Origin of the sequence: Streptomyces caniferus (genome assembly GCF_009811555.1) — a bacterium.
Classification (GTDB): Bacteria; Actinomycetota; Actinomycetes; order Streptomycetales; family Streptomycetaceae; genus Streptomyces; species Streptomyces caniferus.
Map to the genome: position 1 here is coordinate 4,339,523 of NZ_BLIN01000005.1, position 25,988 is coordinate 4,365,510.

A 25,988-nucleotide genomic window follows, 5' to 3' on the forward strand; every position below is an offset into this window, starting at 1 on the left:
CGATGACGGACAGAGCGGCGGCGCCCACCACCCTGCGCTGCGGCCCGTACCCCATCGAGCGGGCGCGGATCGCCGCCTTCGCCGCCGCGCTCGGCGACCCCCACCCCGCTTACACGGACCCGGCCGCCGCCCGCGCCCTCGGCCACCCGGACGTCATCGCTCCGCCCACCTACCTGGCCACCCTGGCCGGCCATGCCGAGGACCGACTCCTCGCGGAACAGACCGGCTTCACGACCACCGAGGGCGTCGTCCACCGCACGCAGACACTGCGCCACACCCGCCCCGCACACGCCGGTGACGTCCTGCACGCGACCGTGCGCCTCGCCGCGGCCACCACCCTCGCCGGCCGCCCCCTCCTCACCCTCGACTGCACGTTCCGGGACGAGCACGGCGCCCCGGTGGCCACCACCACCTCCTCGCTGCTGTGCCCGGCCGCCGACCCGCGGCCCGCCCGGCACCCGCTCGACTCCACGGGATCGGAGCACCCATGACCGACACCATCGCCCCTCCGGTCGCCGCCGCCCGGCTCGTCGACGGCACCACGCCCTCGCTCGGCGGCACCGGCCGCCTCGACGGCCCGACCCTCGACCGCCGGATACGGACCACCGCACACGCCTTACGACAGCGCGGCCTGCACCCCGGCGACCGGGTCCTGGTGCAGGGCGACAACAGCATCGACTACGTCGTCACGCTGCTGGCGCTGATGCAGCTGGACACCTCGCTCATCCCGCTCGACCACCGGCTCTCCACCGCCGACGCCGCCGCGGCCGGCCGCCAGGCCCACGCCCGCTGGCTGGTCACCGCCGCCGACCGTGCCACCGGCTTCCCCGGCATCCCCGACCGGCGCATCGTCCGCTACCCGCGGCCGGCCGCCGACGCACCGCCGCCACTGCCCGCCGCGGTCGATCTCGCGCCCTGGTTCCGCCGCCCCGACGCCCTCGTCCTGTGGTCCTCGGGCACCACCGGGCGGCCCAAGGGCGTCCTCAAGCCAGGCGGGGCCGTCCTCGACAATTCGCTGCGCACCATCCAGGCCATGGGCTACCGGGACGACGACGTCCTCGCGCCCCTGCTGCCCTTCTCCCACCAGTACGGGCTCTCCGTCATCCTGCTGTGGTGGCTGGCCCGTTGCACCCTGCTGGTCACCCCCTACCAACGGCTCGACGCGGCCGTCGGCCAGGCGGCGGCCCACGGCGCCACCGCCGTGGACGCCGCCCCGTCCACGTACCACTCGCTCCTGGGCGTGGTGCGCCGCCGCCCGGAGGTACACGCCGGGCTCGCGGGCGTACGGCTCTGGGGCGTGGGCGGCGCGCCACTGCCCGCACCGCTGGCCGAGAGCTTCCACAGGACGATGGGCCGCCCGCTCCTGGACGGCTACGGCCTGACGGAACTCGGCAATGTCGCGCTGGCCACCCCCGACGCACCGCACGGCTGCGGGCGTCCGCTGCCCGGCGTACGGCTGCGCGTCATGCGCCCCGACGGCACCGCTGCCGACCCCGGCGAGCTCGGCGGCATCGAGGTGCGCTCGCCCGGGCTGATGGCCGGCTACCTCCAGGAGGACGGCTCGCTCACGCCGGTGGACCCGGACGCCTGGTACCCGACGGCCGACCTGGGCAGCGTCGACGCCGACGGCATCGTGCGCGTGGTGGGCCGCAATCAGGCCGTGCACCGGCTGGGCTTCACGCTCTACCCCGAGAGCCTGGAACGCCGCGCCGAGGCCTGTGGCCGGCCGGTGAAGGTACTGGCGGTCGAGGACCAACGACGTGGCAGTGCACTGCACTTCGTGGTCGCCGATCCCGATGGAGCGGCCCCGCTCACCTGGCGTCGGCGGCTCGCCGAACACCTTGCGGAGTACGAACAGCCCAATGCGGTCCATGTCGTCGACCACTTCCCGCTCACGGCCAACGGAAAGCCCGACACGCGTGCGCTGCGTGCGGAGCTCGGGCTGGAGCTGGGAGGGGGTCCGGGGACCGGCGCCCCGGTCGGGGGCTGAGCCGGAGAACTCCGGGCGGCTGACGGGTGGTTCAGGTCTGTGGTGTCCCGGGGGTCCGGGTGATCCAGATCTGCGGAGATGTCAGGTCTGTGCAGGTGTCACGTCTGCGGGGGTTCAGTTCTGCGGGGGTTCAGGTCTTCGGTGGTTCCCATCTGGTTTTCACGTCTGGGTACTCACGTCTGCGGGTGAGGTTTCACGTGGAACATGCCGACTGGTGCTGCCTCGTCGGCATCGGCGTCGCTCTCACCTCGGTGTCGCTTCCTCGTCTGCGTCTGCGTCTGCGTGGGTGCCTGTGGAGGCACCCGCTTCGGGTGGACCGCATGTGCGTGCCTCCCGTGGACCGGGTCCGCCTGCGGCCGATGCGTCGCGTCGGCACGCTTCCGGTCGTTTCTCTCTGTTCCGCGCGCTTCCGGTGGAGCACCGCTGTGTGCTCCGGATGGGATGCGTCTCGTCCGGTCTCCTGGACGCGGAGCGGTCACGCGCCGTTGCGCCCTTCAGGGCCGGTGCCGGCTGCGGAACGACTGCCGCCCGGTTCAGACGGCGCGAACGGTGTGCGCATGGCGACGGGCCGCCGGAATCGCCGCGGGGCGGGCGTCCGCCTCGGCACCGGTGTCCGGTGCGGTGCCGGTGGCCGATGCGGTGTCGACCGGGGTGCTCTCGGCCGGAGCGGCGAGCTCATCGGCCGACCGCTCGGTGCGGGAGCGAAGGCGGGTGCGCAGACCGGGCGAGGTGCCATGTGCCTCGGCGCTGATGCGCTGCTTGATCGTCGGCGGCAATTCGGGCCGGGCGAACAGCCTCCGGGCAGGGCCGGCTTGGCAGTACTGCGGTACGGCGCGCGGAGCGGGCACGACAGGGGTTCTTGTCCCCGGCCCGCGGTCCGGTGATGCGCAGCGCACCTCCTCCGGTGCCTCGGCACGCGGGGCGTCGGTGCCCCCGTTCTCGTTCCCCAGGGTCCGCTCGTACAGTGCGGCGTCCCGGCGTGCGGCCGAGGCCGCCGCGGAGACACCCAGTGATGCCAGCAGCTTGCCCAGCATGGCAAGGCACACCGCCCAGAACTTCATGACCTTGGTCGCAGCCATGGCCCCTCACTTTCGGTCAGGATCTCCCCGAGAGATCCGTTGCGTCTGCTTCCGTCGTGCTTCCTCAGTTGCTTCGCTTCAGTTGCGCCGCTTCCGGTGCACCGCTTAGATGGCGTCGCTTCTGTTGCGTTTTCTTATGATGAGTACGCAATGGGAGGATTCACGGACCGACGCCCCCGGATCGGCGTTCTTCCGATGAACACCACCCGTACGCAGTAGCCGCAGCCGTCGAAGGGCAGGCCGGCGGCGGGTCGCAGCCCCGGGTCAACCGATCGGCTGATGCCGTTCCGAGCGGGTCGGGCGATGTGCCACCGGGTGCGCGGGGCGGATTCTCGGGTTATGGCAATCATCGAAGTCACCGGTCTGCGCAAGGCCTACGGGGGCCGGACCGTGGTCGACGAGGTCTCCTTCGCCGTACAGGAAGGGGAGATCTTCGGTGTCCTCGGCCCGAACGGCGCCGGCAAGACGACGACCGTCGAGTGCGTCGAGGGCCTCCGCGTCCCGGACGGCGGGACGGTGCGGGTGGGCGGGCTGGATCCGGTCGCCGACCACGACCGGGTCACCCAGATCCTGGGCTCCCAGCTCCAGGAGAGCGAGCTGCAGGCCAAACTCACCGTGCAGGAAGCGCTGGAGCTCTACTCCGCCTGTTATCCGCGCCCGGCCGACTGGCGCCGGCTCGTCGAGCGGCTGAACCTCACCGACCGGCTCTCCGCCCGCTTCGGCAAGCTCTCCGGCGGCCAGAAGCAGCGGCTGTTCATCGCGCTCGCCCTGATCGGCAATCCGCGGGTGGTGGTGCTCGACGAGCTCACCACCGGCCTCGATCCGCGGGCCCGGCGGGACACCTGGCAGCTGATCGAGGAGGTGCGTGCCTCCGGTGTGACGGTGCTGCTGGTCACGCACTTCATGGAGGAGGCCCAGCGGCTGTGCGACCGGATCGCGGTGATCGACCGCGGCCGGGTCGCCGCGCTGGACACCCCGGCGGGTCTGATCAGCAAGGCCGCGCGGTCCGTCGTCATCTCCTTCACGCCCTCGGCACCGCTCGACCCGGCCGAGCTGGCGGCGCTGCCGCAGCTCCAGTCGGTGGAGCGGAGCGGCCGGACCGACGGACGGGGCGCGGCGGGGGCCGCCGGTGAGCGGCTGGTGATCCACGGGACGGACGCCACCGTCGACGCGGTGATCTCCCTGCTGGCCCGGCACCGCATCACCGCCCGGCAACTGCGGGTCGGCGACGCCACGCTCGACGACGCCTTTCTCGATCTGACCGCACAGGAAGCCTGAGGTGCCCGCCATGTCCGCCACGCCCGCCCCGTCGCCGTCGGCGTCGACACGCTCGCCGCGGCCCGCCCCGACGCAGGAGGCCCCGCCGAAGGCCCGGGGCGCCTCGCGCGCCGTGCTGAAGACGGAGGCCCGGCTGTTCCTGCGCGAACCCGGTTCCCTGTTCTGGATCCTGGTCTTCCCGACCCTGCTGCTGGTCATCCTCGGGCTGATCCCCTCCTTCCGGGAGCCCGTCCCGTCGATGGGCGGTCTGCGGACCATCGACCTGTACGTTCCGGTGGCGCTGCTGCTCGCCTCGATCACCACCGGAATCCAGGTGATGCCCGCGGTGCTGACGGGCTATCGGGAGCGCGGCATCCTGCGCCGGATGTCGACGACGCCGGTACGGCCCGCGGCGCTGCTCGGAGCGCAGATCGCCCTGCACGGCACGGCCGCCGCGGTCTCCATGGCGCTGGCGCTCACCGTCGGCCGGGTCGCCTTCGGCGTGGCGCTGCCCGAGCAGCCCGTCGGCTACGCGCTGGCGCTCGTCCTGACCCTGTGCAGCGCCCTCGCCCTGGGCTGCCTGCTCTGTGCGCTCTCCGCGACCACCAAGGCGGCCAATGTGGCCGGCTCGGCGGTGTTCTTCCCGATGATGTTCGCCGCGGGCGTATGGGCCCCGGTCCAGTCCATGCCGGACACGCTGCAGCAGATCGTCCAACTGCTGCCGTTCGGCGCCGCGTCGCAGGCCCTCGCCCAGGCCTCGTCCGGCCACTGGCCCGGCTGGTCGCATCTCGCGGTGCCGGCGGCCTGGACCCTCGTCCTCGCCGAAGTCGCCCGGCGTCGCTTCCGCTGGGAGTGAGGGTGGCAACCGGAGTCTGGGGGTCCGCACCCGGCCCGGGGGACACTGCCCGCATGGCAAGCGTCGACGGCAAGGACGGGACGGTGGAGCCCGTCGCCGGCCCCCAGGTGCCGGGCACCTCTCCCGCGCTCACCCAGCGCAGCGCCGCGCAGCAGTCGTGGGAGCGCAACTTCCGTCGGTGGGGCGGCTACCCCCTGCTCGGCATGGGGGCCCTGACCTCGGCCGCGTCGGCGGACGCGTTGATGCCGGGGCACGAGGTCCAGGTGGCGGGGGCGCTGGTGTCGGTCGCGCTGGCGCTCCAGGTGTGGTGGAGCCGGTCCGGTCACCGGCTGCCCGCACGGTCGCCGGCCGGGCAGCTCTACTACCTCGTCCGCTTTCTGCTCGCCTTCACGCTGACCTGGCTGAACCCCTTCTTCGCGATCTATGCGGTGCTCGGCTACTTCGACGCCCCGCATCTGCTGCCGCCGCGCTTCGTGCACGCGGGGCTGCTGGCCACCGCGGTGATCATGGCCGGCTCGCAGTCCGGTGGACTGCCCCCGACGAGCACCGTGAACTGGGTGGCTTTCGGGCTGCTGTACGTCCTCAACGCTCCCCTGGTGCTGGTCTTCAGCCGGATCGCCGCCCAGGAGGCCGAGCACGCCGCGACCATGGCCGCCACCATCGCCGAACTGGAGCACACCAACCGCCGGCTGGCACTGGCGCTGGAGGAGAACGTCGGGCTGCACGCACAACTGCTGGTCCAGGCGCGGGAGGCGGGTATCGCCGATGAGCGCCGCCGGCTGGCCGCGGAGATCCATGACACCCTCGCGCAGGGCCTGGCCGGCATCATCACGCAGTTGGAGGCCGCCACCGAGAGCGGCGATCCGGTGGCCGCCCGCGGGCACGCCCGGCGCGCCGTGGCGCTGGCCCGCGACAGCCTGGGCGAGGCCCGTCGCTCGGTGCACAACCTGGCTCCCGGGGAGCTGGCACACGCCGCGCTGCCGGACGCCCTGCGCAGGACCGTCGAGGAGTGGTCGGCGGTGGCGGGCGTACGCGCCGAGTTCACCGTCACCGGGACCGCCGAGCCGCTGCACGACGAGGTCGAGGCGACCCTGCTGCGGATCGCCCAGGAGGGCCTGGCCAACGCCCGTCGGCACGCGGCCGCGTCGCGGGTCGGCGTCACCCTGTCGTACATGGTGGACGAGGTGACGCTGGACGTCCGCGACGACGGCCGGGGCTTCGACCCGGCGGCGCTGCCGCCCCGCAAGCACACCGGCGGCTTCGGCCTCGGCGGGATGCGGGCGCGGGCCGAACGGATCGCCGGCGCCGTCGGCATCGAGTCCGAACCGGGCCGGGGAACGGCCGTCTCCGCTCGCGTACCGTTGGTCCGCCATGGCTGAGCACACGGAGCACACGGAGCAATCAGCGCGCACCGAATGGAGCGACGGGGCGGCGCGGACCGAGCAGGCCGAGCGCGCCGACCCGGGGCGCACCGAGCGGATCGGGGGCACCGGCCCGGCCGTGACCGTCCTGATCGTCGACGACCACCCCGTCGTCCGGGACGGGCTGCGCGGGATGTTCGCCTCCGCCCCCGGCTTCGAGGTGCTGGGCGAGGCCGGCAACGGCGTCGAGGGCGTGGCACTCGCCGTCCGGCTCGACCCCGATGTGGTCCTGATGGATCTGCGGATGCCGGGCGGCGGCGGGGTCGCCGCCATCACCGAGCTGGCGCGCCGGGCACCGCGCTGCAAGGTGCTGGTGCTCACGACGTACGACACCGACTCCGACACCCTCCCGGCGATCGAGGCCGGGGCCACCGGTTACCTCCTCAAGGACACCCCTCGCGAGGAGCTGTTCACGGCCGTACGTGCGGCGGCCGAGGGGCGTACGGTGCTCTCGCCCGCGGTCGCCTCCCGGCTGGTCTCCCGGGTCCGGTCACCCGGCAACGAACCGCTCAGCGCCCGCGAACGCGAGGTCCTGGCACTGGTCGCCAAGGGCACCTCGAACCGTGAGATCGCCGCCTTGCTGTTCATCAGCGAGGCGACGGTCAAGACCCATCTGACGCATATCTACGGCAAGTTGGGTGCGAAGGACCGCGCGGCAGCGGTGGCGCTGGCCTACGACCGGGGGATCCTCGGTTAGGCGCCGCCCGGGCCACCGTCACGGCCTCCGGCCTGGGGCCGTTTCACGTGAAACGGCCGCAGACATCCGCCCGTTGACGCATGACGCCCCGGCCGGTCCCCCTCAGACCGGGGCCAGCTCCCCCGTGCGCGCCATCTCCGCCATCATGCGCACGGCCTCGGGCTCCGGGGTGCCCGGCGGGATGATCAGCAGGTCCCAGCGGCCGTGGCCGGGGGAGACCAGGCAGACGGTGTCCGGGCCGGGGCGGCCGGTGGTGCGGCGGAGACGGACGACATGGCCCTCGACGAGGATGTGCGCGGGGAGCGGGGACCAGGGCGCGCCGTTCACCGTGGCGTGGGTGATCCGGGGCCAGTCGAAGGGCAGCGCGGCCAGCAGCTCCGGGAGTTCGGCCAGCAGGTCGGCCGAGTGGGGCCACCAGACACCGTCGATGCACCGCACCGTATCGGTGTGCGGAGCGATGGTCAGGCGGGCGACGGGCGGCGGCGCATGATGCGCGGGCGCGGCGGCGTGGGGAGGGTCCCCGGCGGTGGTCATACGGTGCTCCTGAGGCGGCGGTCCGCCACCCGTGCGGGATCGGGCCAGCGCACGTCCCGGACCCAGCCGAGGCGTTCGAAGAGCCGGATGACGGCGGCGGACACATCGAGCTGACCGCGGTCGACGCCGTGCCGGGCACAGGTGGGGTCGGCATGGTGCAGGTTGTGCCAGCTCTCGCCGAACGAGAGCAGGGCCAGGGGCCACAGGTTCGTCGCCCGGTCGTGGCGCCGGGTGCGGAACGGCCGCTCACCGATGACATGGCAGAGCGAATTGACGCTCCAGGTGACGTGGTGCAGCAGCGCGATCCGGATGAACCCCGCCCACAACAGGGCGGTCAGCCCGGTGACCCAGGAGCCGCCAAGCGCCCAGCCCAGCGCGAACGGCAGGCCGAGGGTGAGCAGACACAGCGCGGGGAACGCCCGGTCGACCGCGCGGATCCTGGGGTCGGCGAGCAGATCGGGCGCGAAGCGGCGGTGCGAGGTGGGGTCGTTGCCGAACAGCCAGCCGATGTGCGAGTACACCAGTCCGCGCAGCTGACCGCGCAGGCTGGTCCCGTAGCGATAGGGGGAGTGCGGATCGCCGGGCCGGTCGGTGTAGGCGTGGTGGCGTCGGTGGGTGGCGACCCAGTCGATGACATCGCCCTGGAAGCTGAGCGAGCCCGCTACGGCGAGTGCGACGCGCAGTGCGGGCGCGGCGGTGTAGCTGCCGTGGGTGAGGCCGCGGTGGAATCCGACGGTGACGCCCAGGCCGCTGATGACGTAGAAGACGACCAGCAGCACGAGGTCGGTGAGGTGGACGACGCTGCCCCACAGGAGCGGGATGGCGACGGCGAGGCCGACGAACGGGGCGATGACGATGAGGGCGGTCACCGTGACGTACATCCGGCGGCCGGGGGTCGGCGGGGGCTCGTCGACGCTGTCGGGGAACGGTGAGGTCCCGTCGTAGTCCTGGGCCGACGGGCCGCCTCGCGCGGTGGACGTCACGGCTCGCCACCCGCCTTGTCCGACGGCGTCGGCGGTCCGGCCACCGGCGGCCCGCGGTGGGCGTCGTCCTGCGGCCGCTTGCGCTTCCGCAGGCGTATCGACTGCTTCCAGTCCGCGTACCGGTGGCTGGCCATCCGTCCGGCTCCCTGGGCATTGACCCGGGCGATGAACAGCGCGCCCAGGGCGACCAGCGCCAGCAGCACGACCACGGTCCACAGAGTCTGCACGGTGCTCACCTCACCGAATACGCGGCATCCCTCGGTTTCCCCGGGCATCCGTCGGTGTTCCGGTGCTTCCAAGGTAACCCGCGGGCGCCCGGTACCTCCCGTTATGGGCGGTGGTGAGCGAAGGGCGCGACCGGGCGGCGGGGCCGGACGGCGACCCGGCGGTGCCCCGGCGCGGGCGGCCCTCGCCGGGACCGGTCCGCGGGGCCGGGACGCACCCACGCCCTGCCCCCACAGCCCGGGGCCTTCCCCTCGAACATTGGCGCCTCGGACGCCGACGCCTCAGACGTTGACGCCGAAGTCCGCCGCGATGCCCGCCAGCCCCGACGCGTACCCCTGGCCCACGGCGCGGAACTTCCACTCCGCACCGTTCCGGTAGAGCTCACCGAAGACCATCGCGGTCTCGGTCGAGGCGTCCTCGCTCAGGTCGTAGCGGGCCAGCTCCGCCCCGTCCGCCTGGTTGACGACACGGATGAACGCGTTGCGGACCTGGCCGAAGCTCTGCCCCCGGCTCTCCGCGTCGTGGATGGAGACCGGGAAGACGATCTTTGCGATCTCGGCGGGCACCGTGGACAGCGCGACCTCGACGGACTCGTCGTCCCCCTCGCCCTCGCCGGTCAGGTTGTCGCCGGTGTGCCGCACCGAGCCGTCGGGGCTGGTGAGGTTGTTGTAGAAGACGAAGTGGGCGTCCGAGACGACCTTGCCCGCCTCGGTGCACAGCAGCGCACTGGCATCCAGGTCGTAGTCCGCGCCCGTCGTGGTCCGTACGTCCCAGCCGAGGCCGACCGTGACCGCGGTCAGTCCGGGCGCTTCCTTCGACAGCGAGACGTTGCCGCCCTTGGCCAGCGAGACTCCCATGGCTTCCCTCCAGGTGTTGCCTGCATTCCGGGTGAGCCTCAAAATCTACAGGAGTGTAGAAGTAAGCCGCCGGGATCCGTGGCGCCCGGCAACGGCACGAGCGGACCGCCGCCCGGATCCCGCCGCTCAGTAAGATGCCCCGGTGTCCCGGCCGGCGGGACACCCGGCGCGACGGGAGGCGACGGCATGGGCGGGAAGTCCTTCGGGACCTTCGGCGGCTCCGGACGGGAGCGCGCCCGCAGGCGGGGCCAGGGCCAGCTGGAGGCCCAGGTGCTGGCCGCGCTGCACCACTCGCCGGGCCCGGCCACCGCCGCCTGGGTGCAGGAACGGCTCGGCGGCGACCTCGCGTACACGACCGTGATGACGATCCTGTCCCGGCTGCACGCCAAGCAGGCCGTCACCCGCGAGCGGTCCGGCCGTGCCTACGTGTGGACCCCGGCCGCCGACGAGGCCGGGCTCGCCGCCCTGCGGATGCGCCGCGTCCTGGACGGCGAACCGGACCGGGACGCCGTCCTGACCAGCTTCGTCTCCGCGCTCTCCACCCACGACGAGCAATTGCTGCGCGCCCTCCTCGACCGCGACGCGGCCGACGGCCCCGGAGCGGCCGACGCCCCCACGACCGCCGACGACCCGGCCCCGGCACAGGGGCCCGGCGCGGCCCCGGCCCCCGGCCGGCACCACCCCTCGGACGAAGCACGCGGAGGCTGACCGGTGGGCGTCTTCGTGTTCCTGCCGCTCGTCCTGCCGCTCACCGCCCTGCCGATCGCCCGGCTCGCGGAACAGCACCTCCACCCCCGCGCCACCACCCGCCTGCTGACCCTGCTCGCCGTGGTCCTCGGCCTGTGCAGCACGCTCTGCCTGGCCCTGCTGGTGGTCGTCGGCACCGCCCAACTGCGCGGCAACCCGCTGCCCGACGGCTGGTCGGACCCGGAGGTGCGGGCCGCCGTCCCGTTCGCCGAGGTCGCGGGCGTCGCCGCGATCCCCCTGCTGGCCACCGCGCTCACCGTGTGCGGCGCCGCGCTGCGCCGGCACCGCCGCATCCGGGCCCGTACCCACCGCGCGCTGGACGGGCTGCCGGCCGGCGCCGACCCCGCGGTGCTGCCGGACGACGAGCCCTACGCCTACGCCGTGCCCGGCACCCCGGCCCGCCCCGGACGGCCCGCCAGGCCCGGCCGGGTCGCGGTCTCCCGCGGGATGCTGCGCAGCCTGGACGGCGACGAGCGGCGCGCGCTGTTCGCCCATGAGCACGCGCATCTGCGCTGCCGTCACCATCGCGCCCTGCTCGCCGTGCGCCTGGCCGGCTGCGTCAACCCGCTGCTGCTGCCGCTGCGTTCCGCGGTCGCCTTCGCCACCGAGCGCTGGGCGGACGAGGAGGCGGCGCAGGTGGTCGGCGACCGGCGGCTGACCGCGCGGGCGGTCGGCAAGGCGGCGCTGGTCACCCGGACCGCGCCGGAACCCGGCCTGGCGCACTTCGCGGCGCCCGAACCTGGGCCGGTGCCGCGCCGGGTGGCGGCGCTGCTCGGGCCGGTGCCGCCGGCCCGCCACTGGCCGCCGACGCTGACCCCGGCCGGTCTGGCGGCCCTGGTCGCTGCGGCGGGCACGGCCGCCTCCGCGGTCTCCGCGCTCAACGCAGCGGTAGCGCTGTTCGTTGTTCTGAAGGCGGCAACGCCGCTCTAGGGGCACACTGACCCTTGACCCACCGGAGCGCACGGCGCACCGCGCGGTGTGCGCCGCCCGCACCAGGCAACTTCTACACCTCTGTAGACCTTGCCGGTAGAGTGGCGGCCCACATGCGCAACAGGCGTGGCCGGAGGGGGAGATGGCAACGAGGTGCGGACTCCTGACCTGGGACTGCCCGCCTCCAGAGGCGGAGGTGCGATGGGTCTATCAGCCGGTGGAGGTCCAATACCCGGACGGCCGGTGGACGTTGGGGCGGATCAATGCCTGGTGGACGGACGGCGCAGGCGAGTTGTGGTGCCGGCTGCGCACCCTGCCGGGCAGCGCGCGCCCGCAGTGGCTGCGTTACGACCCCGAGTCCATCCTGCTGCTGCCCAGCACCGGCATCTGACCCGCGCTCTCCCGCCGACTCGGCCGGCACTCCCGGCCGCCGTTGCCGCCCCCTCCCCCGTACCGCACCACCAGTATCAGAAGGACCAGAAGGGCCATCGGCGTGCATGACAGGCAGACGCACCAGCAGACGGCCCGGCGGGGCACCGGCGGCGCATCCGGACCGTCCCGTACCACCGGCGACGCCGGCCCCGGCCGCGCCGGCTCCCGCGCGTCCGGCGGCGGCTCGCGCCGCAGACCGCCCGGCCCGGCCCGCGGATCCGGCGACGGCTCCCGCCGGGCGGGCGGTACGGGCAAGCTGAGGATGACCCGCCGCGGCCGCATCCTCGCCTGGACCGGCGGCGCGCTCGGCGTGCTGCTGCTCGGCACGGCCGGCGTCGGGGCGTGGGTCTACCAGCACCTGGACGGCAACATCCACGGCGCGGACATCCAGGTCGACGGCGCCCGGCCGGTGAACCTCAGCCCCGGCTCCAAGAACATCCTGGTCGTCGGCTCCGACAGCCGCGCGGGCGCCAACGCCAAGTACGGCAAGGGCCTGACCACCATGCAGTCGGACACGCTGATGGTGGTGCACATCGCCGCCAACCGTAAGTGGGCCACCGCCCTGTCGTTCCCCCGGGACTCCTGGGTGCAGATCCCCGCCTGCACCCGCGGCAACGGCTCCAAGTCGTCCCCGCACCACTTCAAGATCAACGAGGCGTTCTCGATCGGCGGTGACTCCGGCGAGATCCGCAAGGCCGCGGCCTGCACCATCAAGACCGTCGAGAAGAACACCGGGCTGCGCATCGACCACTTCACCTCGGTCGACTTCCAGGGCTTCAAGGGGATGGTCAACGCGCTGGGCGGCATAGAGGTCTGCCCCAAGCACGCCATCCACGACAAGAAGGCCCACCTCGACATGGACGCGGGCTGCCAGAACGTCCGGGACGAGAAGGCGCTCGGCTACGTCCGCACCCGCTACAGCGTCGGCGACGGCTCCGACCTCGGCCGCATCGGCCGCCAGCAGGAGTTCATGAAGGCCCTGGGCGCCAAGGCGCAGGCCAAGCTCACCAGCCCCGGCGAGCTCTACGACTTCCTGGACTCGGCGACCAAGTCGATCACCACCGACAAGGACCTGGCCGGTCTCAAGCCGCTCTACGACCTGGCCTCGACCGTCAAGGACATCCCCACCGACCGCCTGACCTTCCTGACCGTCCCCAACTACTACCGCGAGTCCGACGTCCCCACCGACAAGGCCAATGTGGTCTGGCAGTATCCGCAGGCCGGCCAGCTCTTCAGCGACCTCGCGCACGACCGCGAGATCGGCGCCGCCGGAAAGAAGAAGCTGGCCGAGGCCGCCAAGAACCCGGTGACCGCGCGCTCCGTGCAGGTCCGCGTCCTCAACGGCACCGGCGTCTCCGGCCGGGCCGCCTCCGCGGCCGAGCAGCTGCGCAGGCTGGGTTTCACCGTCGTCGGGACCGGCAACGCCCCGGCGACGGACAAGACCACCATCAGCTACCCGGCCGCGCTCAAGGCACAGAGCACCGTCCTCGCCGGCCGCCTCGACGGCACCAAGGCGACGGAGTCGGCCGCCGCGGCACCGGGCGCGTTGACACTGACGATCGGGCCGGATTTCCCGGCCGAGACGCACTGAGGATCCACGGCGCCCTGACCGGCCCGGCGCGCCGCGTCAGGCCGGCAGGGGCGCCGTCCACGGACCGCCGGACGGGCCTCGGTGGGGGCCGGCGTCCTCAGACGCGCAGGCGTTCCACCGGCCGGTCCGTGTGCACCTCGATATCGTGCGCGGCGCGCATCAGCAGCTGATGGCCGAGGTCCGACATCGCCCGGGCCACCGCCAGCTCGTCCCCGATGGCCGGCACGTTCTCGTCGGCGGGGTTGCAGCGGGCCTCCCCCTGGCCCACCATCTGCCCGCCCTCCTTGCCGCGCAGCCTGGCCTCGGCCCGGACCTCGCTCTCGGTCTCGGTGATGCTGATCTCGGTCTTCCATGTCTTCGTGGCAGTCACCGGAAGCCTCCTCGTCCACCCAGGGGCAGCACGCGAACCGCCCCCACGAAAATCCTCGCACCGGCGTCCGCGGCCCGCACCTGGGGCCTGCCGCACCCCGGCTGTGGGGTCAGGGGGTGTCACGGTGCACGGCGGCAAGCGCGGCCGCCCGGTGGCGCTCCACCGCTCGGTCACCTACCGCGGCGACCGGCCCGCGGCGGCGACGTACCGGGGCGAGGGCGGCGGTGTGCTGGTGCTCGGCGGCTGCGGGGACGGCTGCTCGCACCTCGGCGTCGCCGACGACCCGCCCGCCCGCTACCGCCTGGACCTGAGCACCAGCAACGGGGACGTCACGGCACGGCCCGCCTGACGCCGAGGCGTCGGGCGGGCCGGGGGCGGCCAAGCGGACGCGCCGCCCCGCCGCGGTGTCAGTCCTCGCCCTCCAGCTCCCCTTCGGTCTCCAGGAACGCCTGCCGCAGCGCCGCCAGCGTCTCGGCGTCCGGCTTCTCCCACATACCGCGGGACTCGGCCTCCAGGAGGCGTTCGGCGATGCCGTGCAGGGCCCAGGGGTTGGCCTGCTGGAGGAAGTCGCGGTTCTCGGGGTCGAGGACGTAGGTCTGGGCGAGCTTGTCGTACATCCAGTCGGCGACCACACCCGTGGTGGCGTCGTAGCCGAACAAGTAGTCCACGGTCGCGGCGAGTTCGAAGGCGCCCTTGTAGCCGTGGCGGCGCATCGCCTCGATCCAGCGGGGGTTGACCACCCGGGCGCGGAAGACCCGGGAGGTCTCCTCGACCAGGGTGCGGGTGCGGACCGTCTCGGGACGGGTGGAGTCGCCGATGTACGCCTCGGGCGCCTTGCCCTTGAGCGCCTTGACGGTGGCGACCATGCCGCCGTGGTACTGGAAGTAGTCGTCGGAGTCCGCGATGTCGTGCTCGCGGGTGTCGGTGTTCTTGGCGGCGACCGCGATGCGCTTGTAGGCGGTCTCCATCTCGTCCCGGGCCGGGCGGCCTTCGAGGCCCCGGCCGTAGGCGTAGCCGCCCCAGACGGTGTAGACCTCGGCGAGGTCGGCGTCGGTGCGCCAGTCGCGGGAGTCGATCAGCTGGAGCAGGCCCGCGCCGTACGTCCCCGGGCGGGAGCCGAAGATGCGGGTGGTGGCGCGCCGCTCGTCGCCGTGCTCGGCGAGGTCGGCCTGTGCGTGGGCGCGGACGAAGTTGGACTCGGCGGGCTCGTCCAGACCGGCGACCAGTCGTACGGCGTCGTCGAGGAGGCCGATGACGTGCGGGAACGCGTCCCGGAAGAAGCCCGAGATGCGCAGCGTGACGTCGACGCGGGGGCGGCCGAGCTCGTCGAGCGGGATCGGCTCCAGTCCGTTGACCCGGCGCGAGGCGTCGTCCCATACGGGGCGGACGCCCAGCAGTGCGAGGGCCTCGGCGACGTCGTCGCCGCTGGTCCGCATCGCGCTGGTGCCCCACAGGGACAGACCGACCGACTGCGGCCATTCGCCGTTGTCGGAGCGGTAGCGCTCCAGCAGGGAGTCGGCGAGGGCCTGACCGGTCTCCCAGGCGAGGCGGGAGGGGACGGCCTTCGGGTCGACGGAGTAGAAGTTCCGGCCCGTCGGCAGCACGTTGACCAGGCCGCGCAGCGGGGAGCCGGAGGGACCGGCCGGGACGAAGCCGCCGTTGAGCGCGTGCACCGCATGGTCGATCTCGTCGGTGGTGGCGGCGAGACGCGGTACGACCTGGCGGGCGGCGAAGTCGAGGATGTCGGCGACCGCGGACGAGTGCCCCGCGGCGACCCCGGCGACCGCCGCCGGGTCCCAGTCCGCGTCCTCCATCGCCTGGACCAGCGCGCGGGCCGTGGCCTCGGCCTCGTCGGCGGTCGTCCGGGTCGCGGCCGACTCGTCGAGCCCGAGCGCCTCGCGCAGACCGGGCAGGGCGGACGTACCGCCCCAGATCTGGCGGGCGCGGAGGATGGAGAGGACGAGGTTGACCCGCGCCTCGCCGGCCGGGGCGCCGCCCAGGACGTGCAGACCGTCGCGGATCTGGGCGTCCTTGACCTCGCACAGCCAGCCGTCGACGTGCAGGAGGAAGTCGTCGAAGCCCTCGTCGTCGGGGCGTTCGTCCATGCCCAGGTCGTGGTCGAGCTTGGCGGCCTGGATCAGCGTCCAGATCTGGGCGCGGATCGCGGGCAGCTTCGCCGGGTCCATGGCGGAGATCGCCGCGTACTCGTCGAGGAGCTGCTCCAGGCGCGCGATGTCGCCGTAGGACTCGGCGCGGGCCATCGGCGGCACGAGGTGGTCGACGAGGGTGGCGTGCACCCGGCGCTTGGCCTGGGTGCCCTCGCCGGGGTCGTTGACCAGGAAGGGGTAGACGAGCGGGAGGTCGCCCAGGGCGGCGTCCGGGCCGCAGGCCGCCGACAGGCCGGCGTTCTTGCCGGGCAGCCACTCCAGGTTGCCGTGCTTGCCCAGGTGGACCATGGCGTCGGCGCCGAATCCGCCGTCGTCCGCGGAGGCGGCGATCCAGCGGTACGCCGCCAAGTAGTGGTGCGAGGGCGGCAGATCGGGGTCGTGGTAGATCGCGATCGGGTTCTCGCCGAAGCCGCGCGGCGGCTGGATGAGGATCAGGAGATTGCCGCGGCGCAGGGCGGCCAGCACGATGTCGCCGTCGGGGTTGCTGCTGCGGTCGACGAACATCTCGCCGGGCGGCGGCCCCCAGTGCTGCTCGACGGAGTCGCGCAGCTCCTGCGGGAGCGTGGCGTACCAGCGCTTGTAGTCGGCGGCCGGGATGCGCACCGGGTTGCGGGCGAGCTGCTCCTCGGTGAGCCACTCCTGGTCGTGGCCGCCGGCCTCGATGAGGGCGTAGATCAGCTCGTCGCCGTCGCCGGACACCAGGCCCGGGACCTCTTCGCTGCCGAAGTCGTAGCCGTCGGCCTGCAGCCGGCGCAGCAGCGCGACGGCACTGGCCGGGGTGTCCAGACCGACCGCGTTGCCGATCCGTGAGTGCTTGGTCGGGTAGGCGGACAGCACCAGCGCGAGGCGCTTCTCGGCGGCCGGGATGTGGCGCAGCCGGGCGTGCCGGACGGCGATCCCGGCGACCCGGGCGGCGCGCTCGGGGTCGGCGACGTACACCGGCAGGCCGTCCTCGTCGACCTCCTTGAAGGAGAACGGGACGGTGATCAGCCGGCCGTCGAACTCGGGGACGGCGATCTGCGAGGCGGCGTCCAGCGGCGAGAGCCCCTCGTCGTTCTCCTCCCAGGCGCTGCGCGGTCCGGTCAGGCACAGGGCCTGCAGGATCGGCACGTCGAGGGCGGCCAGCGCGCCCGCGTCCCAGGACTCGTCGTCGCCGCCGGCGGAGGCCTCGGCGGGCTTGCTGCCGCCCGCCGCGAGGACCGTGGTGACCAGGGCGTCGGCGGCCCCCAGCTCCTCGATCAACTCCGGTTCGGGTGCGCGGAGGGAGGCGACGAACAGCGGACGGGCGCGACCGCCCGCCGCCTCGATCTGCTCGCACAGGGTCCGTACGAAGCCGGTGTTACCGCTCATGTGGTGCGCGCGGTAGTAGAGCACGGCGATCAGCGGGCCGCTCGCGTTGCGGCCCTCCCACTCCAGCGGTCCCCAGCTCGGGGCGGGCGCCGGCGGCTCGAAGCCGTGTCCGGTCAGCAGCACCGTGTCGGACAGGAAGCGGGCGAGCTGGCCGAGGTTGGCCGGGCCGCCGTGCGCGAGGTAGGCGTGCGCCTCGGCCGCGATGCCGACCGGGACCGTGGACTGCTCCATGAGCTGGGCGTCGGGGGCCTGTTCACCGGTGAGCACGACGACCGGCCGGTGCTGGTCCTCGGCGAGCAGCACCTCCAGGCCCTCCTCCCAGGCGCGGATGCCGCCGAGGAGGCGTACGACGACGAGGTCACAGCCCTCCAGCAGCGCGGGGAGCTCGGCGACGTCGAGACGGGCGGGGTTGGCGAGCCGGTACGGCACCAGGCCCGTGGCCGCGCGGGCACTGAGCAGGTCGGTGTCGGAGGTCGACAGCAGCAGAAGCATGCGAGCGCAGGCCTTCCTCGGGGTGTCCGCGCCCCGGGTGGTCGTAAGGACGGCGGGAGTTCCTGGCTCGCCCGGCAGCTGCCGGGTTCACAGTGGCGGGACCGCGCCGGATTCTCACCGGGCTTCCTCCCCAGGGCCGTGGCCCCTGCGCCGTCGCTGGCGTCCGGCGGGTCAGCCGACCCACCGACCTGCATAGTAAGGGCTGTGGACGGGCGAGGTAAGCGGGCCTGTGGACAGGCCGCGCGCGGGCCGGACGCCTGGCCGGATCCGGCCCGGATCGGCGCCCGCCCCCGTGGGTATGCTCGCGGCCATGCCGCCCTCCCCCTCGCCACGGCCCCAGGCCGCCGCACCGCCTCTGCGGGACCGCGGTGACGCCTGCCCGGGAGCGCTGCGGCTGCATCCGGCCGCCGACGGCCACCTCGCCCGAATCCGGCTCCCGGCCGGAGATTTGACGGCACGTCAGGCGACGGTCCTGGCCGACGCCGCGGAGCTGCTCGGCGACGGCCACCTCTCCCTCACCTCCCGCGGCAACGCCGAGATCCGCGGCCTCGCGGAGGGCTGCGGCGGCCGGCTCGCCGCGCTGCTGGACGAGGCCGGTCTGCTGCCCTCAGCGGCCCACGAACGCATCCGCAACATCCTCGCCTCGCCGCTGGCAGGACTGGACCGGCACACCCCTTCTGACGTGCGGCGGTGGGCCCGTGAGCTGGATGCGCTGCTCTGTGCGAGCGCGTCCGCGACCGCCCTCTCCGGCCGTTTCCTGTTCGTTCTGGACGACGGACGGGGCGATGTGGCGGCGCTCGGCGGAGATGTGAGCTTGCTCGCAGAACCGGACGGGACCGGCCCGGCGGGCAGCGCCCTGCTCCGGGTCGGCGACGATCCGGCGGCGCTGCGGATCGCCGGCCCGGACGCACCGCGCGCCGCGCTCGCCGCCGCCGAGGCCTTCCTGACCGCCGCCGCGGCGAGCGGCAGCGGCGCCTGGCGGGTCCGCGAACTCCCCGACGGGCACGGCCTGCGGGCCCCGGACGTGGCCGGGGCACTGCGGTCGGCGGGCATCGAGGCCGCGTACGTGGCCGGGGCGCCCGCATCCGCCACCCGTACCTCCCCGCCGTACCCGGACTCCGCCGCCCCCGGCATCGTCGAGGGCCCCGACGGCGACCGGGCGCTCTCGGTCCTGGCGCCGCTGGGCCGGCTGTCGGCGGCCCAGTGGCGGCTGGCGGCCACGATCGCGGCCGACGACGGCTCCGGCGCGCTGCGCCTCACCCCGTGGCGCGGCATCGTCCTGCCCGGCCTGTCGGCCGCCGCGGCACCCGGCCGGCTGGCGGAGCTCGGCGCCGCCGGTCTGATCACCGACCCGGCCTCCCCCTGGCACCGCCTCGGCGCCTGTACCGGCCGCCCCGGCTGCGCCAAGTCCCGCACCGACGTACGCGCCGACGCCACGGCCGCCGTCGCCGCCGGCACGGCCGTCCCGGGCGACGCACCCGCCGGCCCTCCGGGGCTCCCCGTCTACTGGTCGGGCTGCGAACGCCGCTGCGGTCACCCGCACGGCACCTGGGTCGACGTGCTGGCCACGACGGCGGGCTACCGGGTAGCACTGGTATCGCCGGACGCCGCACCGGACACGGCACCGCCCGCCACCCGCACCACGGCGGCCCCGCCCCCGGCCCCATGAACCGCCCCGAGCTCCCCGCACCACCGCCCCATGAACCACCCGAGCCCTCCGCACCGCCCCCGAGCCCTCCCGCACCCGACACCCCCGAGGCCTAAGTGACCGCGTTCGACTACGAGAAGGACGGTGCGGCGATCTACCGCCAGTCCTTCGCCACCATCCGCGCCGAGGCGGCCCTCGACGGCCTGCCCGCCGACGTCAGCCAGGTCACGGTCCGCATGATCCACGCCTGCGGCATGGTCGACCTGGTCCGCGACCTGGCCTTCACCCCCGACGTGGTGGCCGCCGCCCGCAAGGCCCTGCACGCCGGTGCCCCGATCCTCTGCGACGCCAACATGGTCGCCAGCGGCGTCACCCGTAAGCGGCTGCCGGCGAACAACGACGTGCTGTGCACCCTGACCGATCCGTCGGTCCCCGACCTGGCCGCCCGGATGGGGACCACCCGCAGCGCCGCGGCCCTCGAACTGTGGCGGGACCGGATGGAAGGCGCCGTGGTCGCGTTCGGCAACGCCCCCACCGCCCTCTTCCGGTTCCTCGAAATGATCGAGGAAGGCGCGCCCCGCCCGGCCGCCGTCATCGGCATACCCGTGGGCTTCATCGGCGCCGCCGAGTCCAAGGACGCGCTGATCGCCCATCCGTCGAAGCTGGACCACATCGTGGTGCGCGGACGCCGGGGCGGCAGCGCCATGGCCGCGGCCGCGATCAACGCCATGGCAAGCGAGGAAGAGTAAGCGTGAGCGAGCAGCAGGCAACCGGTGACGGCAGCGCCGCGACGACGACCGGCGCGGGCCGCCTCTACGGGGTCGGCCTCGGCCCCGGCGACCCGTCCCTCATGACGGTCCGGGCCGTCCAGATCATCGGCCGGGCCGATGTCATCGCCTATCACAGCGCCCGCCACGGACGCTCGATCGCGCGCTCCATCGCCGCCGAGCACCTGCGCGCCGACCACATCGAGGAGGCGCTGGTCTACCCGGTCACCACCGAGTCGACCGACCACCCCGGCGGCTACCGGGGCGCCCTGGACGAGTTCTACGAGTCCGCGGCCGCCCGCCTCGCCGTCCACCTCGACGCCGGCCGCACCGTCGCCGTCATCTCCGAGGGCGACCCGCTCTTCTACGGCTCCTATCAGCACATGCACAAGCGGCTGGCGCACCGCTACCCGACCGAGGTCATCCCCGGCGTCACGTCCGTCAGCGCCGCCGCGGCCCGCCTGGGCAAGCCGCTCGCCGAGGCCGACGAGGTCCTGACGATCCTTCCCGGCACGCTTCCGGAGGAGGAGTTGACCGCCCGCCTGGCCTCGACCGACACCGCCGTCGTCATGAAGCTGGGCCGCACCTTCCCCACCGTCCGCCGCGCCATGGACCGCGCCGGCCGCCTCCCCGAGGCCCACTACGTCGAGCGCGCCACCATGTCCGGCGAGCGCACGCGGAAGCTGGCGGAGATCGATGCGGACACCGTCCCGTACTTCTCCGTCGCGGTCGTCCCCAGCCGCGTCGCCGAGCAGTCCTACCGCGCGCCCGGAGCGGAGGCCGACGAGGCCACCGCGTCTGCCGGTCCGGGCGAAGTGGTGGTCGTCGGCACCGGCCCGGCCGGCCCCCTCTGGCTGACCCCCGAGTCCCGCGGTGCCCTGGCCGCCGCCGAAGACCTCGTCGGCTACACCACCTACCTCGACCGCGTCCCGCGGCGCCCCGGCCAGCGCCGCCACGCCTCCGACAACAAGGTCGAGTCCGAACGCGCCGAGCTCGCCCTCGACCTGGCCCGGCGCGGCCGCCGGGTGGCCGTGGTCTCCGGCGGCGACCCCGGCATCTTCGCCATGGCCACCGCCGTCCTGGAGGTCGCCTCCCAGGACCCGTACCGCGCCATCCCCGTACGCGTCCTCCCGGGCGTCACCGCAGCCAACGCCGCCGCCGCCCGCGCCGGCGCCCCGCTCGGCCACGACTACGCGGTCATCTCCCTCTCCGACCGCCTCAAGCCCTGGGAAGTCATCGCCGAACGCCTCCACGCGGCGGCCTCCGCCGACCTGGCCCTCGCCCTCTACAACCCCGGCTCGCGCACCCGCACCTGGCAGGTCGGCAAGGCCCGCGAACTCCTCCTGGAGCACCGCGCCCCCGACACCCCGGTCATCCTCGCCCGCGACATCGGCGGTCCCGAGGAATCCGTCCGCACGGTGCACCTGGCCGACCTCGACCCGCACCAGGTCGACATGCGCACGCTCCTGATCGTCGGCTCGTCCCAGACCCAGGCGGTCCGGCGTGACGACGGCACGGAGATCGTGTGGACGCCGCGGAGGTATCCGGAGGGGTGAGCCGGGGCTTTCCGGGCCCCGCCGGCCTCAGCGACTGGGGGGTGCATCCCCCCACGGATTTCAGGCCTCCGCGGAGACCGTGATGAGGATCAGGCCCGAGAGTCCCGTCACCGCCCGGATCGAGTCCGCGAACACCTCCGTCGTCCACGCGGCCACGTCCGTGGACCACTCGCGCACGCCGCAGCGGAAGGCGAGCGCCCGGCGCATGCCCTCGGCCTGCACCTCCCCGGCGAGCGGGCGGGCGAGCCCCGCAGCCGTCGCGCCGGCGGGCTTGAGGGTCTCCACCGTCATGTGCTGATACGTGCGCTCCAGTGCCGCTTCGCGGATCTCGGCGGCCCGCGCGGCAAGGTCGGCCGACGGCAGGGCGGACACGGTCACCGGGTGGTCCCAGAGGTTGTCGGCCGGCTTGTCCGTCAGGGCGGTGGAACTCCAGGCGTAGGCGGACGCCCGCTTCACGGCGAGGCCGAAGACGTCCTCTTCGAGGTCGAACTCGGCGCTCACCCGGTCGATCCAGGGATACCGGTCCAGTACCCCGTGCAGTCCCACGATGAGGGTGGCGTCCGGACCGGCATCACTCATGGCCGTACTCCTGGATCAAGCGGAGGGAAGGGCGGAACTAGAAAATCAGACGCCGCACTTGACCGTGACGGGCTTCGTGTAGGCCTTCTCCGGCGAGTCGGCAACGCCGATGAGGTCGACGTCGATCATGGTGCGCCACTGGTGCTTGCTGCTGTTCGCGCACTTCTTGTGTGGTGGCTGCCTTTCTGGCGAACCGAAGGCGATACCCCGGGCCAAGTCGTGCGTTCAAGCGTTGAGGTCCAGGACGCGGACCGGTTCGCCATGCCACCGCTTCGGAGCGGTGGTGGCGACGATCGCTCCGTCGGGACGGTCGGCCGTGGGCTGAGCTGCGTAGTGACTGTGGGCCGCGGCCCACGTCTCCTGTCCCGCTATCGCCAGCGCGGCAGGCAGGTCCAGGTCCAGGACAGTGATGCCGGGCAGGGCGGCAAGGTGCTCGGCAGTGCCGGGCCGTGCGCGGTCGGCTTCGACGAGCGCGCACGTCGGCGCGTAGAGGTACCAGCCGGATTCGGCGTGGGCACGGTGGATGAGGCGGGAGGCGAGAACGTTGCCCTGGCCGGCCGCGGTCATCGCGGTGTCGTCCAGGACGATGTGCAGGGCGTCGCTCACCGGCCGGTCGCCTGGGCCAGACGCCGGTCGAGCTCAGTGTCCAGGTCCTGCTGCTCCCCAGCGGTCGGGGCGTACCCGTTCCACTTCTTCAGCGCCGTGCGGGCCTTCTCGGCACGCTCCGCACGCTCAGCCGGGGTCAGTAGGGTCTCCGACAGCCGGGCCAGATAGGCACGTAGCGACAGGCCCTCGGCAGCCGCTATCGCGGCGAGCCGGTCCTTGGCCTCCACGGGAATACGGACATTGGCATCGGACATCGTCGTGTTCCTTTCCGAAGCACCAGGGGTACGGGTACGTACCCGTACCCTACCGCTCCGTCTCAGCCGAGCCGACCGCCCTTCACGGTGACTATGAACGCCGACCATGCAGCCGCCGGAAACAGCAGCACACCACCGGTCGGGGCCTCACTGTCACGGACCGGCACGGCACCGGGGAAGCCGTCGGAGACCTCGACGCAGTTGTTGGCTCCGCCGTCGCTGTAGCTGCTCTTGCGCCACACGGCGCCGACCAGGTCAGGCATGGTGTTCATGGTCTGCTGCCCTCCAGTCGCCTCAGCGGAGCCGGTCAGCCCTCACGCCACCTATGAAGTCCGACCAAGCGGCGGCAGGGAAGAGCAGCACCGGGCCTTCGGGGTTCTTACTGTCACGGACGGGGACGGCGCCGGGGAAGCCGTCGGAGACCTCGACGCAGTTGTCCTCTCCTCCGTCGCTGTAGCTGCTCTTGCGCCATGCAACACCTGCCAGGTCGGGGTTCGTCTTCATGGCCTGCTGTCCTCCACCAACTGCCGGATGAATGTGGATGAGTCACACGGCGGCAGCGCCGCGTCCCGCAGGCGATCGTAGGACAGTCGGTATCGCTCGATTTCTGCTGGATCTTCGACCAACTCCCCTGATCTGTTGCCCTCCAGGTAGGCAACAGCGCTGCCGTCCGCCATCCAGAGCAGCGAGAGCGGCCCGCCGGTGAGACCCTGCACGCCGACAGACAGCGGAAGCACCTGGATCGTCATGGTCGGCGCTTTGGCTGCGTCCTCGATTCGGGCGAGCTGGTCATGCCAGACCGTGGAGTCAGGCGCCGGACGCCGCAGAACCGCCTCGTCGAGAATGATCCGGACACTGGGTGGAGGGGTGCGGCACAACAGTTCCTGCCTGGCGATGCGAGCGGCGACGTCGTCCTCAAGCTCGTCCGGACCTTTGCAGGTTGGAGACGACGACAGCACGAACCGGGCGAAGCCCTCGGTCTGCAGGAGACCAGGGACGACCACCGCGTACTTGTGAATGATCGTGGCCTTCGCCTCGTACTTCATGAACTCCCGGTACTTGTCCTTGAACGCATCCAGGCGCGCCAGCCTCCACAGCCGCACCAGCAGCCCGCCCGTGCCGTAGACCCGGTCCAGCGCCTCCATGACCGGCAGCTTCGAGAGACGTTCGCCGGTCTCCAGGCGGTGCAGGTAGGTGCGGTCGTAGTTGGTCTCCTCGGCCAGTTGGGCCAGGGATTTGCCGGAGGCCTCGCGTAACCGGCGGAGTTCGCAGGCGAGTACCCAGCGGGCGGAATCCTCGCCATCGGAATTCTTTTCGACCATTCCCCACTCTCCTGTTGCCCTGGTGCGGCGACAACGCCAACTCCCTTTTATGAGATGGCGGTTGTGACGACTCTAGGACCGTGAAAGGGCTTTCGCAGCCCAGTCAGGATCCAACGGAGAAGAGGAAATATGGGAATGGCGGAACGCGGTCCGGCGGCCGGGAAGCTCAGGGACGCGGAGCAGGCGTGCGGCGAACTGCGGACGGCGCTGAAGGGCGCGGGGATCACCTTGCCGTCGCTGGCCGTGGACCCGGTCTCGCTGGCGGATCACTTTCCGCGGCCGCTGGTGGAGCTGGGGCGGTGCACCCCGGAGGTCGCGCGGCGGCTCGCGGAGGCAGTGCGGACGTCCGCCCCGTGAAGACGGAGGCGGGCGAATCCCCGAGTGCCCGCGAACCCGGCTGTGACGACGCGGACGGCCGCCGTGATGACGAGCCCGCGCAATCAGCACGACGCCGCGAAGAATTAGCGAAAAGAGTCCGCGAGGCCAATCACTTCAGTGTGCATTGGCCTCACTGAAAAGGCGGCGGACCCAGTTCACGGCCTCGTCCGGGTCCGCCGCCACCGGCACGCCCTCCGGTAGCGGCGGGCGCCGTACGACCACCACGGGCACCCCGGCCTCCCGCGCCGCCGTCAGCTTGGCGGCGGTCGCGGCGGCGCCGCTGTCCTTGGTCACCAGGACGTCGATGCGGTGCTCCCGGAGGAGTTCCCGCTCGCCCTCCAGCGTGAAGGGGCCGCGGTCGAGCAGCACCTCCATACGGGGCGGGTGCGGCGGCTCGGGGGCGTCCACGGAGCGGACCAGGAACCAGAGGTCGGTGAGGTGGGCGAAGTGGGCGAGGCCCATGCGGCCGGTGGTGAGGAAGATGCGGGTGCCGAGGGCCGGGAGGGCGGCGGCGGCCTCGTCCAGGGAGGTGACCTGGTGCCAGTCGTCGCCGGGTCCCGGTACCCAGCCGGGCCTGCGGAGGGCGAGCAGGGGAACATGGGCGGTGGCGGCGGCCAGGGCCGCGTGGTGACTGATCGTGTCGGCGAAAGGATGGGTGGCGTCGATGAGCGCGTCCACCGCGTGCGCGCGCAGCCAGCGGGCGAGGCCCTCGGGGCCGCCGAACCCGCCGATGCGCACCTCCCCGTCGGGCAGCCGCGGCGCCGCGACCCGGCCGGCGAGCGAGGTCGTCACGCGCAACGACGGCTCCGGCGTCAGGGCGGCGGCCAGGCGGCGGGCTTCCGTCGTACCGCCGAGGATCAGTACGTGGCGTGGCGGTCGGGCTGCGTCGGGCATGGGAT

General features: G+C 73.1%; 30 protein-coding genes and 1 riboswitch. Of the genes, 15 read left to right on the forward strand and 15 right to left on the reverse strand.

From position 1 onward, the window contains the following. Positions 1 to 2: 2 nt before the first annotated feature. On the forward strand, positions 3 to 491 hold the full coding sequence (locus tag Scani_RS35510; RefSeq protein WP_159481782.1) for a MaoC family dehydratase: 489 nt from the start codon (positions 3 to 5) through the stop codon (positions 489 to 491). Next, on the forward strand, positions 488 to 1,990 hold the full coding sequence (locus Scani_RS35515; RefSeq protein WP_159481783.1) for a class I adenylate-forming enzyme family protein: 1,503 nt from the start codon (positions 488 to 490) through the stop codon (positions 1,988 to 1,990). Before Scani_RS35510 ends, Scani_RS35515 begins: the two co-directional genes overlap by 4 nt. Before the next feature lie 533 nt (positions 1,991 to 2,523). On the opposite strand, the gene Scani_RS35520 is transcribed toward Scani_RS35515, so the two are convergent. Beyond that, complete coding sequence (locus tag Scani_RS35520; protein WP_159481784.1) at positions 2,524 to 3,069, reverse strand: DUF6344 domain-containing protein; 546 nt, start codon at positions 3,067 to 3,069, stop codon at positions 2,524 to 2,526. A 339-nt stretch (positions 3,070 to 3,408) separates the two neighbouring features. On the opposite strand from Scani_RS35520, the gene Scani_RS35525 reads away from it, so the two are divergent. The 4 genes from Scani_RS35525 to Scani_RS35540 are packed head-to-tail and all read left to right on the forward strand — an operon-like array spanning position 3,409 to position 7,300. Then, on the forward strand, positions 3,409 to 4,347 hold the full coding sequence (locus Scani_RS35525; protein ID WP_159481785.1) for an ABC transporter ATP-binding protein: 939 nt from the start codon (positions 3,409 to 3,411) through the stop codon (positions 4,345 to 4,347). A 10-nt stretch (positions 4,348 to 4,357) separates the two neighbouring features. Next, positions 4,358 to 5,182 carry an ABC transporter permease gene (locus tag Scani_RS35530; RefSeq protein WP_159481786.1) on the forward strand — a complete coding sequence of 275 codons (825 nt, stop codon included), beginning with the start codon at positions 4,358 to 4,360 and terminating at the stop codon, positions 5,180 to 5,182. A gap of 53 nt (positions 5,183 to 5,235) precedes the next feature. Beyond that, entirely contained in the window at positions 5,236 to 6,561 is a 1,326-nt protein-coding gene (locus Scani_RS35535) for a sensor histidine kinase (RefSeq protein WP_159481787.1), read from the forward strand. Further along, positions 6,554 to 7,300, forward strand: coding sequence for a response regulator (locus tag Scani_RS35540; protein ID WP_159481788.1), 747 nt, complete (start codon positions 6,554 to 6,556; stop codon positions 7,298 to 7,300). The genes Scani_RS35535 and Scani_RS35540 overlap by 8 nt, the downstream gene beginning before the upstream one ends. A 102-nt stretch (positions 7,301 to 7,402) precedes the next feature. Here the strand turns inward: Scani_RS35540 and Scani_RS35545 are convergent, their stop codons facing one another. From Scani_RS35545 to Scani_RS35560, 4 genes are all read right to left on the reverse strand, one after another. Then, on the reverse strand, positions 7,403 to 7,834 hold the full coding sequence (locus Scani_RS35545) for a DUF5994 family protein (protein ID WP_159481789.1): 432 nt from the start codon (positions 7,832 to 7,834) through the stop codon (positions 7,403 to 7,405). Then, positions 7,831 to 8,817: an acyl-CoA desaturase gene (locus Scani_RS35550; RefSeq protein WP_159481790.1), complete on the reverse strand. Its 987-nt coding sequence runs from the start codon at positions 8,815 to 8,817 to the stop codon at positions 7,831 to 7,833. The genes Scani_RS35545 and Scani_RS35550 overlap by 4 nt, the downstream gene beginning before the upstream one ends. Beyond that, entirely contained in the window at positions 8,814 to 9,044 is a 231-nt protein-coding gene (locus tag Scani_RS35555; protein ID WP_246296331.1) for a hypothetical protein, read from the reverse strand. Before Scani_RS35555 ends, Scani_RS35550 begins: the two co-directional genes overlap by 4 nt. A gap of 279 nt (positions 9,045 to 9,323) precedes the next feature. Continuing rightward, on the reverse strand, positions 9,324 to 9,899 hold the full coding sequence (locus tag Scani_RS35560; RefSeq protein WP_159481792.1) for a TerD family protein: 576 nt from the start codon (positions 9,897 to 9,899) through the stop codon (positions 9,324 to 9,326). Between the two features lie 186 nt (positions 9,900 to 10,085). On the opposite strand from Scani_RS35560, the gene Scani_RS35565 reads away from it, so the two are divergent. From Scani_RS35565 to Scani_RS35580, 4 genes are all read left to right on the forward strand, one after another. Further along, complete coding sequence (locus Scani_RS35565) at positions 10,086 to 10,607, forward strand: BlaI/MecI/CopY family transcriptional regulator (RefSeq protein ID WP_159481793.1); 522 nt, start codon at positions 10,086 to 10,088, stop codon at positions 10,605 to 10,607. Positions 10,608 to 10,610: 3 nt separating this feature from the next. Next, positions 10,611 to 11,576: a M56 family metallopeptidase gene (locus tag Scani_RS35570; RefSeq protein WP_159481794.1), complete on the forward strand. Its 966-nt coding sequence runs from the start codon at positions 10,611 to 10,613 to the stop codon at positions 11,574 to 11,576. 142 nt (positions 11,577 to 11,718) lie between these two features. After that, complete coding sequence (locus Scani_RS35575; RefSeq protein WP_246296332.1) at positions 11,719 to 11,967, forward strand: hypothetical protein; 249 nt, start codon at positions 11,719 to 11,721, stop codon at positions 11,965 to 11,967. 303 nt (positions 11,968 to 12,270) lie between these two features. Beyond that, positions 12,271 to 13,599, forward strand: a complete 1,329-nt coding sequence (locus tag Scani_RS35580) for an LCP family protein (RefSeq protein ID WP_159482562.1) — start codon at positions 12,271 to 12,273, stop codon at positions 13,597 to 13,599. 97 nt (positions 13,600 to 13,696) lie between these two features. Here Scani_RS35580 and Scani_RS35585 read toward each other — a convergent pair whose 3' ends face one another. Beyond that, positions 13,697 to 13,969, reverse strand: coding sequence for a DUF1876 domain-containing protein (locus tag Scani_RS35585; RefSeq protein ID WP_159481796.1), 273 nt, complete (start codon positions 13,967 to 13,969; stop codon positions 13,697 to 13,699). Between the two features lie 124 nt (positions 13,970 to 14,093). On the opposite strand from Scani_RS35585, the gene Scani_RS35590 reads away from it, so the two are divergent. Further along, positions 14,094 to 14,318 carry a hypothetical protein gene (locus Scani_RS35590; protein ID WP_167538108.1) on the forward strand — a complete coding sequence of 75 codons (225 nt, stop codon included), beginning with the start codon at positions 14,094 to 14,096 and terminating at the stop codon, positions 14,316 to 14,318. Between the two features lie 58 nt (positions 14,319 to 14,376). On the opposite strand, the gene cobN is transcribed toward Scani_RS35590, so the two are convergent. Continuing rightward, positions 14,377 to 17,979, reverse strand: a complete 3,603-nt coding sequence (cobN, locus tag Scani_RS35595) for a cobaltochelatase subunit CobN (RefSeq protein WP_159481798.1) — start codon at positions 17,977 to 17,979, stop codon at positions 14,377 to 14,379. Between the two features lie 56 nt (positions 17,980 to 18,035). Further along, positions 18,036 to 18,108, reverse strand: a riboswitch (cobalamin riboswitch). Positions 18,109 to 18,289: 181 nt separating this feature from the next. On the opposite strand from cobN, the gene cobG reads away from it, so the two are divergent. The 3 genes from cobG to Scani_RS35610 all read left to right on the forward strand — a co-directional run bounded on the left by cobG (position 18,290) and on the right by Scani_RS35610 (position 21,950). Continuing rightward, positions 18,290 to 19,648 (forward strand): precorrin-3B synthase, encoded by a 1,359-nt coding sequence (cobG, locus tag Scani_RS35600; RefSeq protein ID WP_246296333.1) that lies wholly within the window; start codon positions 18,290 to 18,292, stop codon positions 19,646 to 19,648. 95 nt (positions 19,649 to 19,743) lie between these two features. Beyond that, positions 19,744 to 20,376 (forward strand): precorrin-8X methylmutase, encoded by a 633-nt coding sequence (locus tag Scani_RS35605; RefSeq protein WP_159481799.1) that lies wholly within the window; start codon positions 19,744 to 19,746, stop codon positions 20,374 to 20,376. Between the two features lie 2 nt (positions 20,377 to 20,378). Continuing rightward, complete coding sequence (locus Scani_RS35610; protein ID WP_159481800.1) at positions 20,379 to 21,950, forward strand: precorrin-2 C(20)-methyltransferase; 1,572 nt, start codon at positions 20,379 to 20,381, stop codon at positions 21,948 to 21,950. A 60-nt stretch (positions 21,951 to 22,010) separates the two neighbouring features. Here Scani_RS35610 and Scani_RS35615 read toward each other — a convergent pair whose 3' ends face one another. The 7 genes from Scani_RS35615 to Scani_RS35645 form a co-directional block, all read right to left on the reverse strand. Continuing rightward, positions 22,011 to 22,529: a hypothetical protein gene (locus Scani_RS35615; protein WP_159481801.1), complete on the reverse strand. Its 519-nt coding sequence runs from the start codon at positions 22,527 to 22,529 to the stop codon at positions 22,011 to 22,013. Between the two features lie 45 nt (positions 22,530 to 22,574). Further along, positions 22,575 to 22,745, reverse strand: a complete 171-nt coding sequence (locus tag Scani_RS35620; RefSeq protein ID WP_159481802.1) for a hypothetical protein — start codon at positions 22,743 to 22,745, stop codon at positions 22,575 to 22,577. Between the two features lie 9 nt (positions 22,746 to 22,754). Further along, positions 22,755 to 23,135: a PIN domain-containing protein gene (locus tag Scani_RS35625; protein ID WP_174872795.1), complete on the reverse strand. Its 381-nt coding sequence runs from the start codon at positions 23,133 to 23,135 to the stop codon at positions 22,755 to 22,757. Beyond that, entirely contained in the window at positions 23,132 to 23,389 is a 258-nt protein-coding gene (locus Scani_RS35630) for a hypothetical protein (protein ID WP_159481803.1), read from the reverse strand. Before Scani_RS35630 ends, Scani_RS35625 begins: the two co-directional genes overlap by 4 nt. A 62-nt stretch (positions 23,390 to 23,451) precedes the next feature. Then, positions 23,452 to 23,661, reverse strand: coding sequence for a DUF397 domain-containing protein (locus tag Scani_RS35635; protein ID WP_159481804.1), 210 nt, complete (start codon positions 23,659 to 23,661; stop codon positions 23,452 to 23,454). A gap of 22 nt (positions 23,662 to 23,683) precedes the next feature. Further along, a complete protein-coding gene (locus Scani_RS35640) occupies positions 23,684 to 23,893 on the reverse strand; it encodes a DUF397 domain-containing protein (protein ID WP_159481805.1) in 210 nt (69 codons plus the stop codon). After that, positions 23,890 to 24,711 (reverse strand): helix-turn-helix domain-containing protein, encoded by an 822-nt coding sequence (locus tag Scani_RS35645; RefSeq protein WP_159481806.1) that lies wholly within the window; start codon positions 24,709 to 24,711, stop codon positions 23,890 to 23,892. Before Scani_RS35645 ends, Scani_RS35640 begins: the two co-directional genes overlap by 4 nt. 129 nt (positions 24,712 to 24,840) lie before the next feature. Here Scani_RS35645 and Scani_RS35650 point away from each other — a divergent pair, with 129 nt between their 5' ends. Next, positions 24,841 to 25,068 carry a hypothetical protein gene (locus tag Scani_RS35650; protein ID WP_159481807.1) on the forward strand — a complete coding sequence of 76 codons (228 nt, stop codon included), beginning with the start codon at positions 24,841 to 24,843 and terminating at the stop codon, positions 25,066 to 25,068. 135 nt (positions 25,069 to 25,203) lie between these two features. Here Scani_RS35650 and Scani_RS35655 read toward each other — a convergent pair whose 3' ends face one another. After that, positions 25,204 to 25,983 carry a cobalt-precorrin-6A reductase gene (locus tag Scani_RS35655; protein WP_159481808.1) on the reverse strand — a complete coding sequence of 260 codons (780 nt, stop codon included), beginning with the start codon at positions 25,981 to 25,983 and terminating at the stop codon, positions 25,204 to 25,206. Positions 25,984 to 25,988: the final 5 nt, after the last annotated feature.

What these genes read in the sequence shown, in the direction of transcription:
- Scani_RS35560 (WP_159481792.1), bottom strand. Translation starts at nt 9,899, where the DNA reads ATGGGAGTCTCGCTGGCCAAGGGCGGCAACGTCTCGCTGTCGAAGGAA.
- Scani_RS35540 (WP_159481788.1), top strand. Translation starts at nt 6,554, where the DNA reads ATGGCTGAGCACACGGAGCACACGGAGCAATCAGCGCGCACCGAATGG.
- cobG (WP_246296333.1), top strand. Translation starts at nt 18,290, where the DNA reads ATGCCGCCCTCCCCCTCGCCACGGCCCCAGGCCGCCGCACCGCCTCTG.
- Scani_RS35615 (WP_159481801.1), bottom strand. Translation starts at nt 22,529, where the DNA reads ATGAGTGATGCCGGTCCGGACGCCACCCTCATCGTGGGACTGCACGGG.
- Scani_RS35565 (WP_159481793.1), top strand. Translation starts at nt 10,086, where the DNA reads ATGGGCGGGAAGTCCTTCGGGACCTTCGGCGGCTCCGGACGGGAGCGC.
- Scani_RS35640 (WP_159481805.1), bottom strand. Translation starts at nt 23,893, where the DNA reads ATGAAGACGAACCCCGACCTGGCAGGTGTTGCATGGCGCAAGAGCAGC.
- Scani_RS35580 (WP_159482562.1), top strand. Translation starts at nt 12,271, where the DNA reads ATGACCCGCCGCGGCCGCATCCTCGCCTGGACCGGCGGCGCGCTCGGC.
- Scani_RS35535 (WP_159481787.1), top strand. Translation starts at nt 5,236, where the DNA reads ATGGCAAGCGTCGACGGCAAGGACGGGACGGTGGAGCCCGTCGCCGGC.
- Scani_RS35575 (WP_246296332.1), top strand. Translation starts at nt 11,719, where the DNA reads ATGGCAACGAGGTGCGGACTCCTGACCTGGGACTGCCCGCCTCCAGAG.
- Scani_RS35635 (WP_159481804.1), bottom strand. Translation starts at nt 23,661, where the DNA reads ATGAACACCATGCCTGACCTGGTCGGCGCCGTGTGGCGCAAGAGCAGC.
- Scani_RS35520 (WP_159481784.1), bottom strand. Translation starts at nt 3,069, where the DNA reads ATGGCTGCGACCAAGGTCATGAAGTTCTGGGCGGTGTGCCTTGCCATG.
- Scani_RS35655 (WP_159481808.1), bottom strand. Translation starts at nt 25,983, where the DNA reads ATGCCCGACGCAGCCCGACCGCCACGCCACGTACTGATCCTCGGCGGT.
- Scani_RS35530 (WP_159481786.1), top strand. Translation starts at nt 4,358, where the DNA reads ATGTCCGCCACGCCCGCCCCGTCGCCGTCGGCGTCGACACGCTCGCCG.
- cobN (WP_159481798.1), bottom strand. Translation starts at nt 17,979, where the DNA reads ATGCTTCTGCTGCTGTCGACCTCCGACACCGACCTGCTCAGTGCCCGC.
- Scani_RS35515 (WP_159481783.1), top strand. Translation starts at nt 488, where the DNA reads ATGACCGACACCATCGCCCCTCCGGTCGCCGCCGCCCGGCTCGTCGAC.
- Scani_RS35630 (WP_159481803.1), bottom strand. Translation starts at nt 23,389, where the DNA reads ATGTCCGATGCCAATGTCCGTATTCCCGTGGAGGCCAAGGACCGGCTC.
- Scani_RS35645 (WP_159481806.1), bottom strand. Translation starts at nt 24,711, where the DNA reads ATGGTCGAAAAGAATTCCGATGGCGAGGATTCCGCCCGCTGGGTACTC.
- Scani_RS35545 (WP_159481789.1), bottom strand. Translation starts at nt 7,834, where the DNA reads ATGACCACCGCCGGGGACCCTCCCCACGCCGCCGCGCCCGCGCATCAT.
- Scani_RS35525 (WP_159481785.1), top strand. Translation starts at nt 3,409, where the DNA reads ATGGCAATCATCGAAGTCACCGGTCTGCGCAAGGCCTACGGGGGCCGG.
- Scani_RS35510 (WP_159481782.1), top strand. Translation starts at nt 3, where the DNA reads ATGACGGACAGAGCGGCGGCGCCCACCACCCTGCGCTGCGGCCCGTAC.
- Scani_RS35650 (WP_159481807.1), top strand. Translation starts at nt 24,841, where the DNA reads ATGGGAATGGCGGAACGCGGTCCGGCGGCCGGGAAGCTCAGGGACGCG.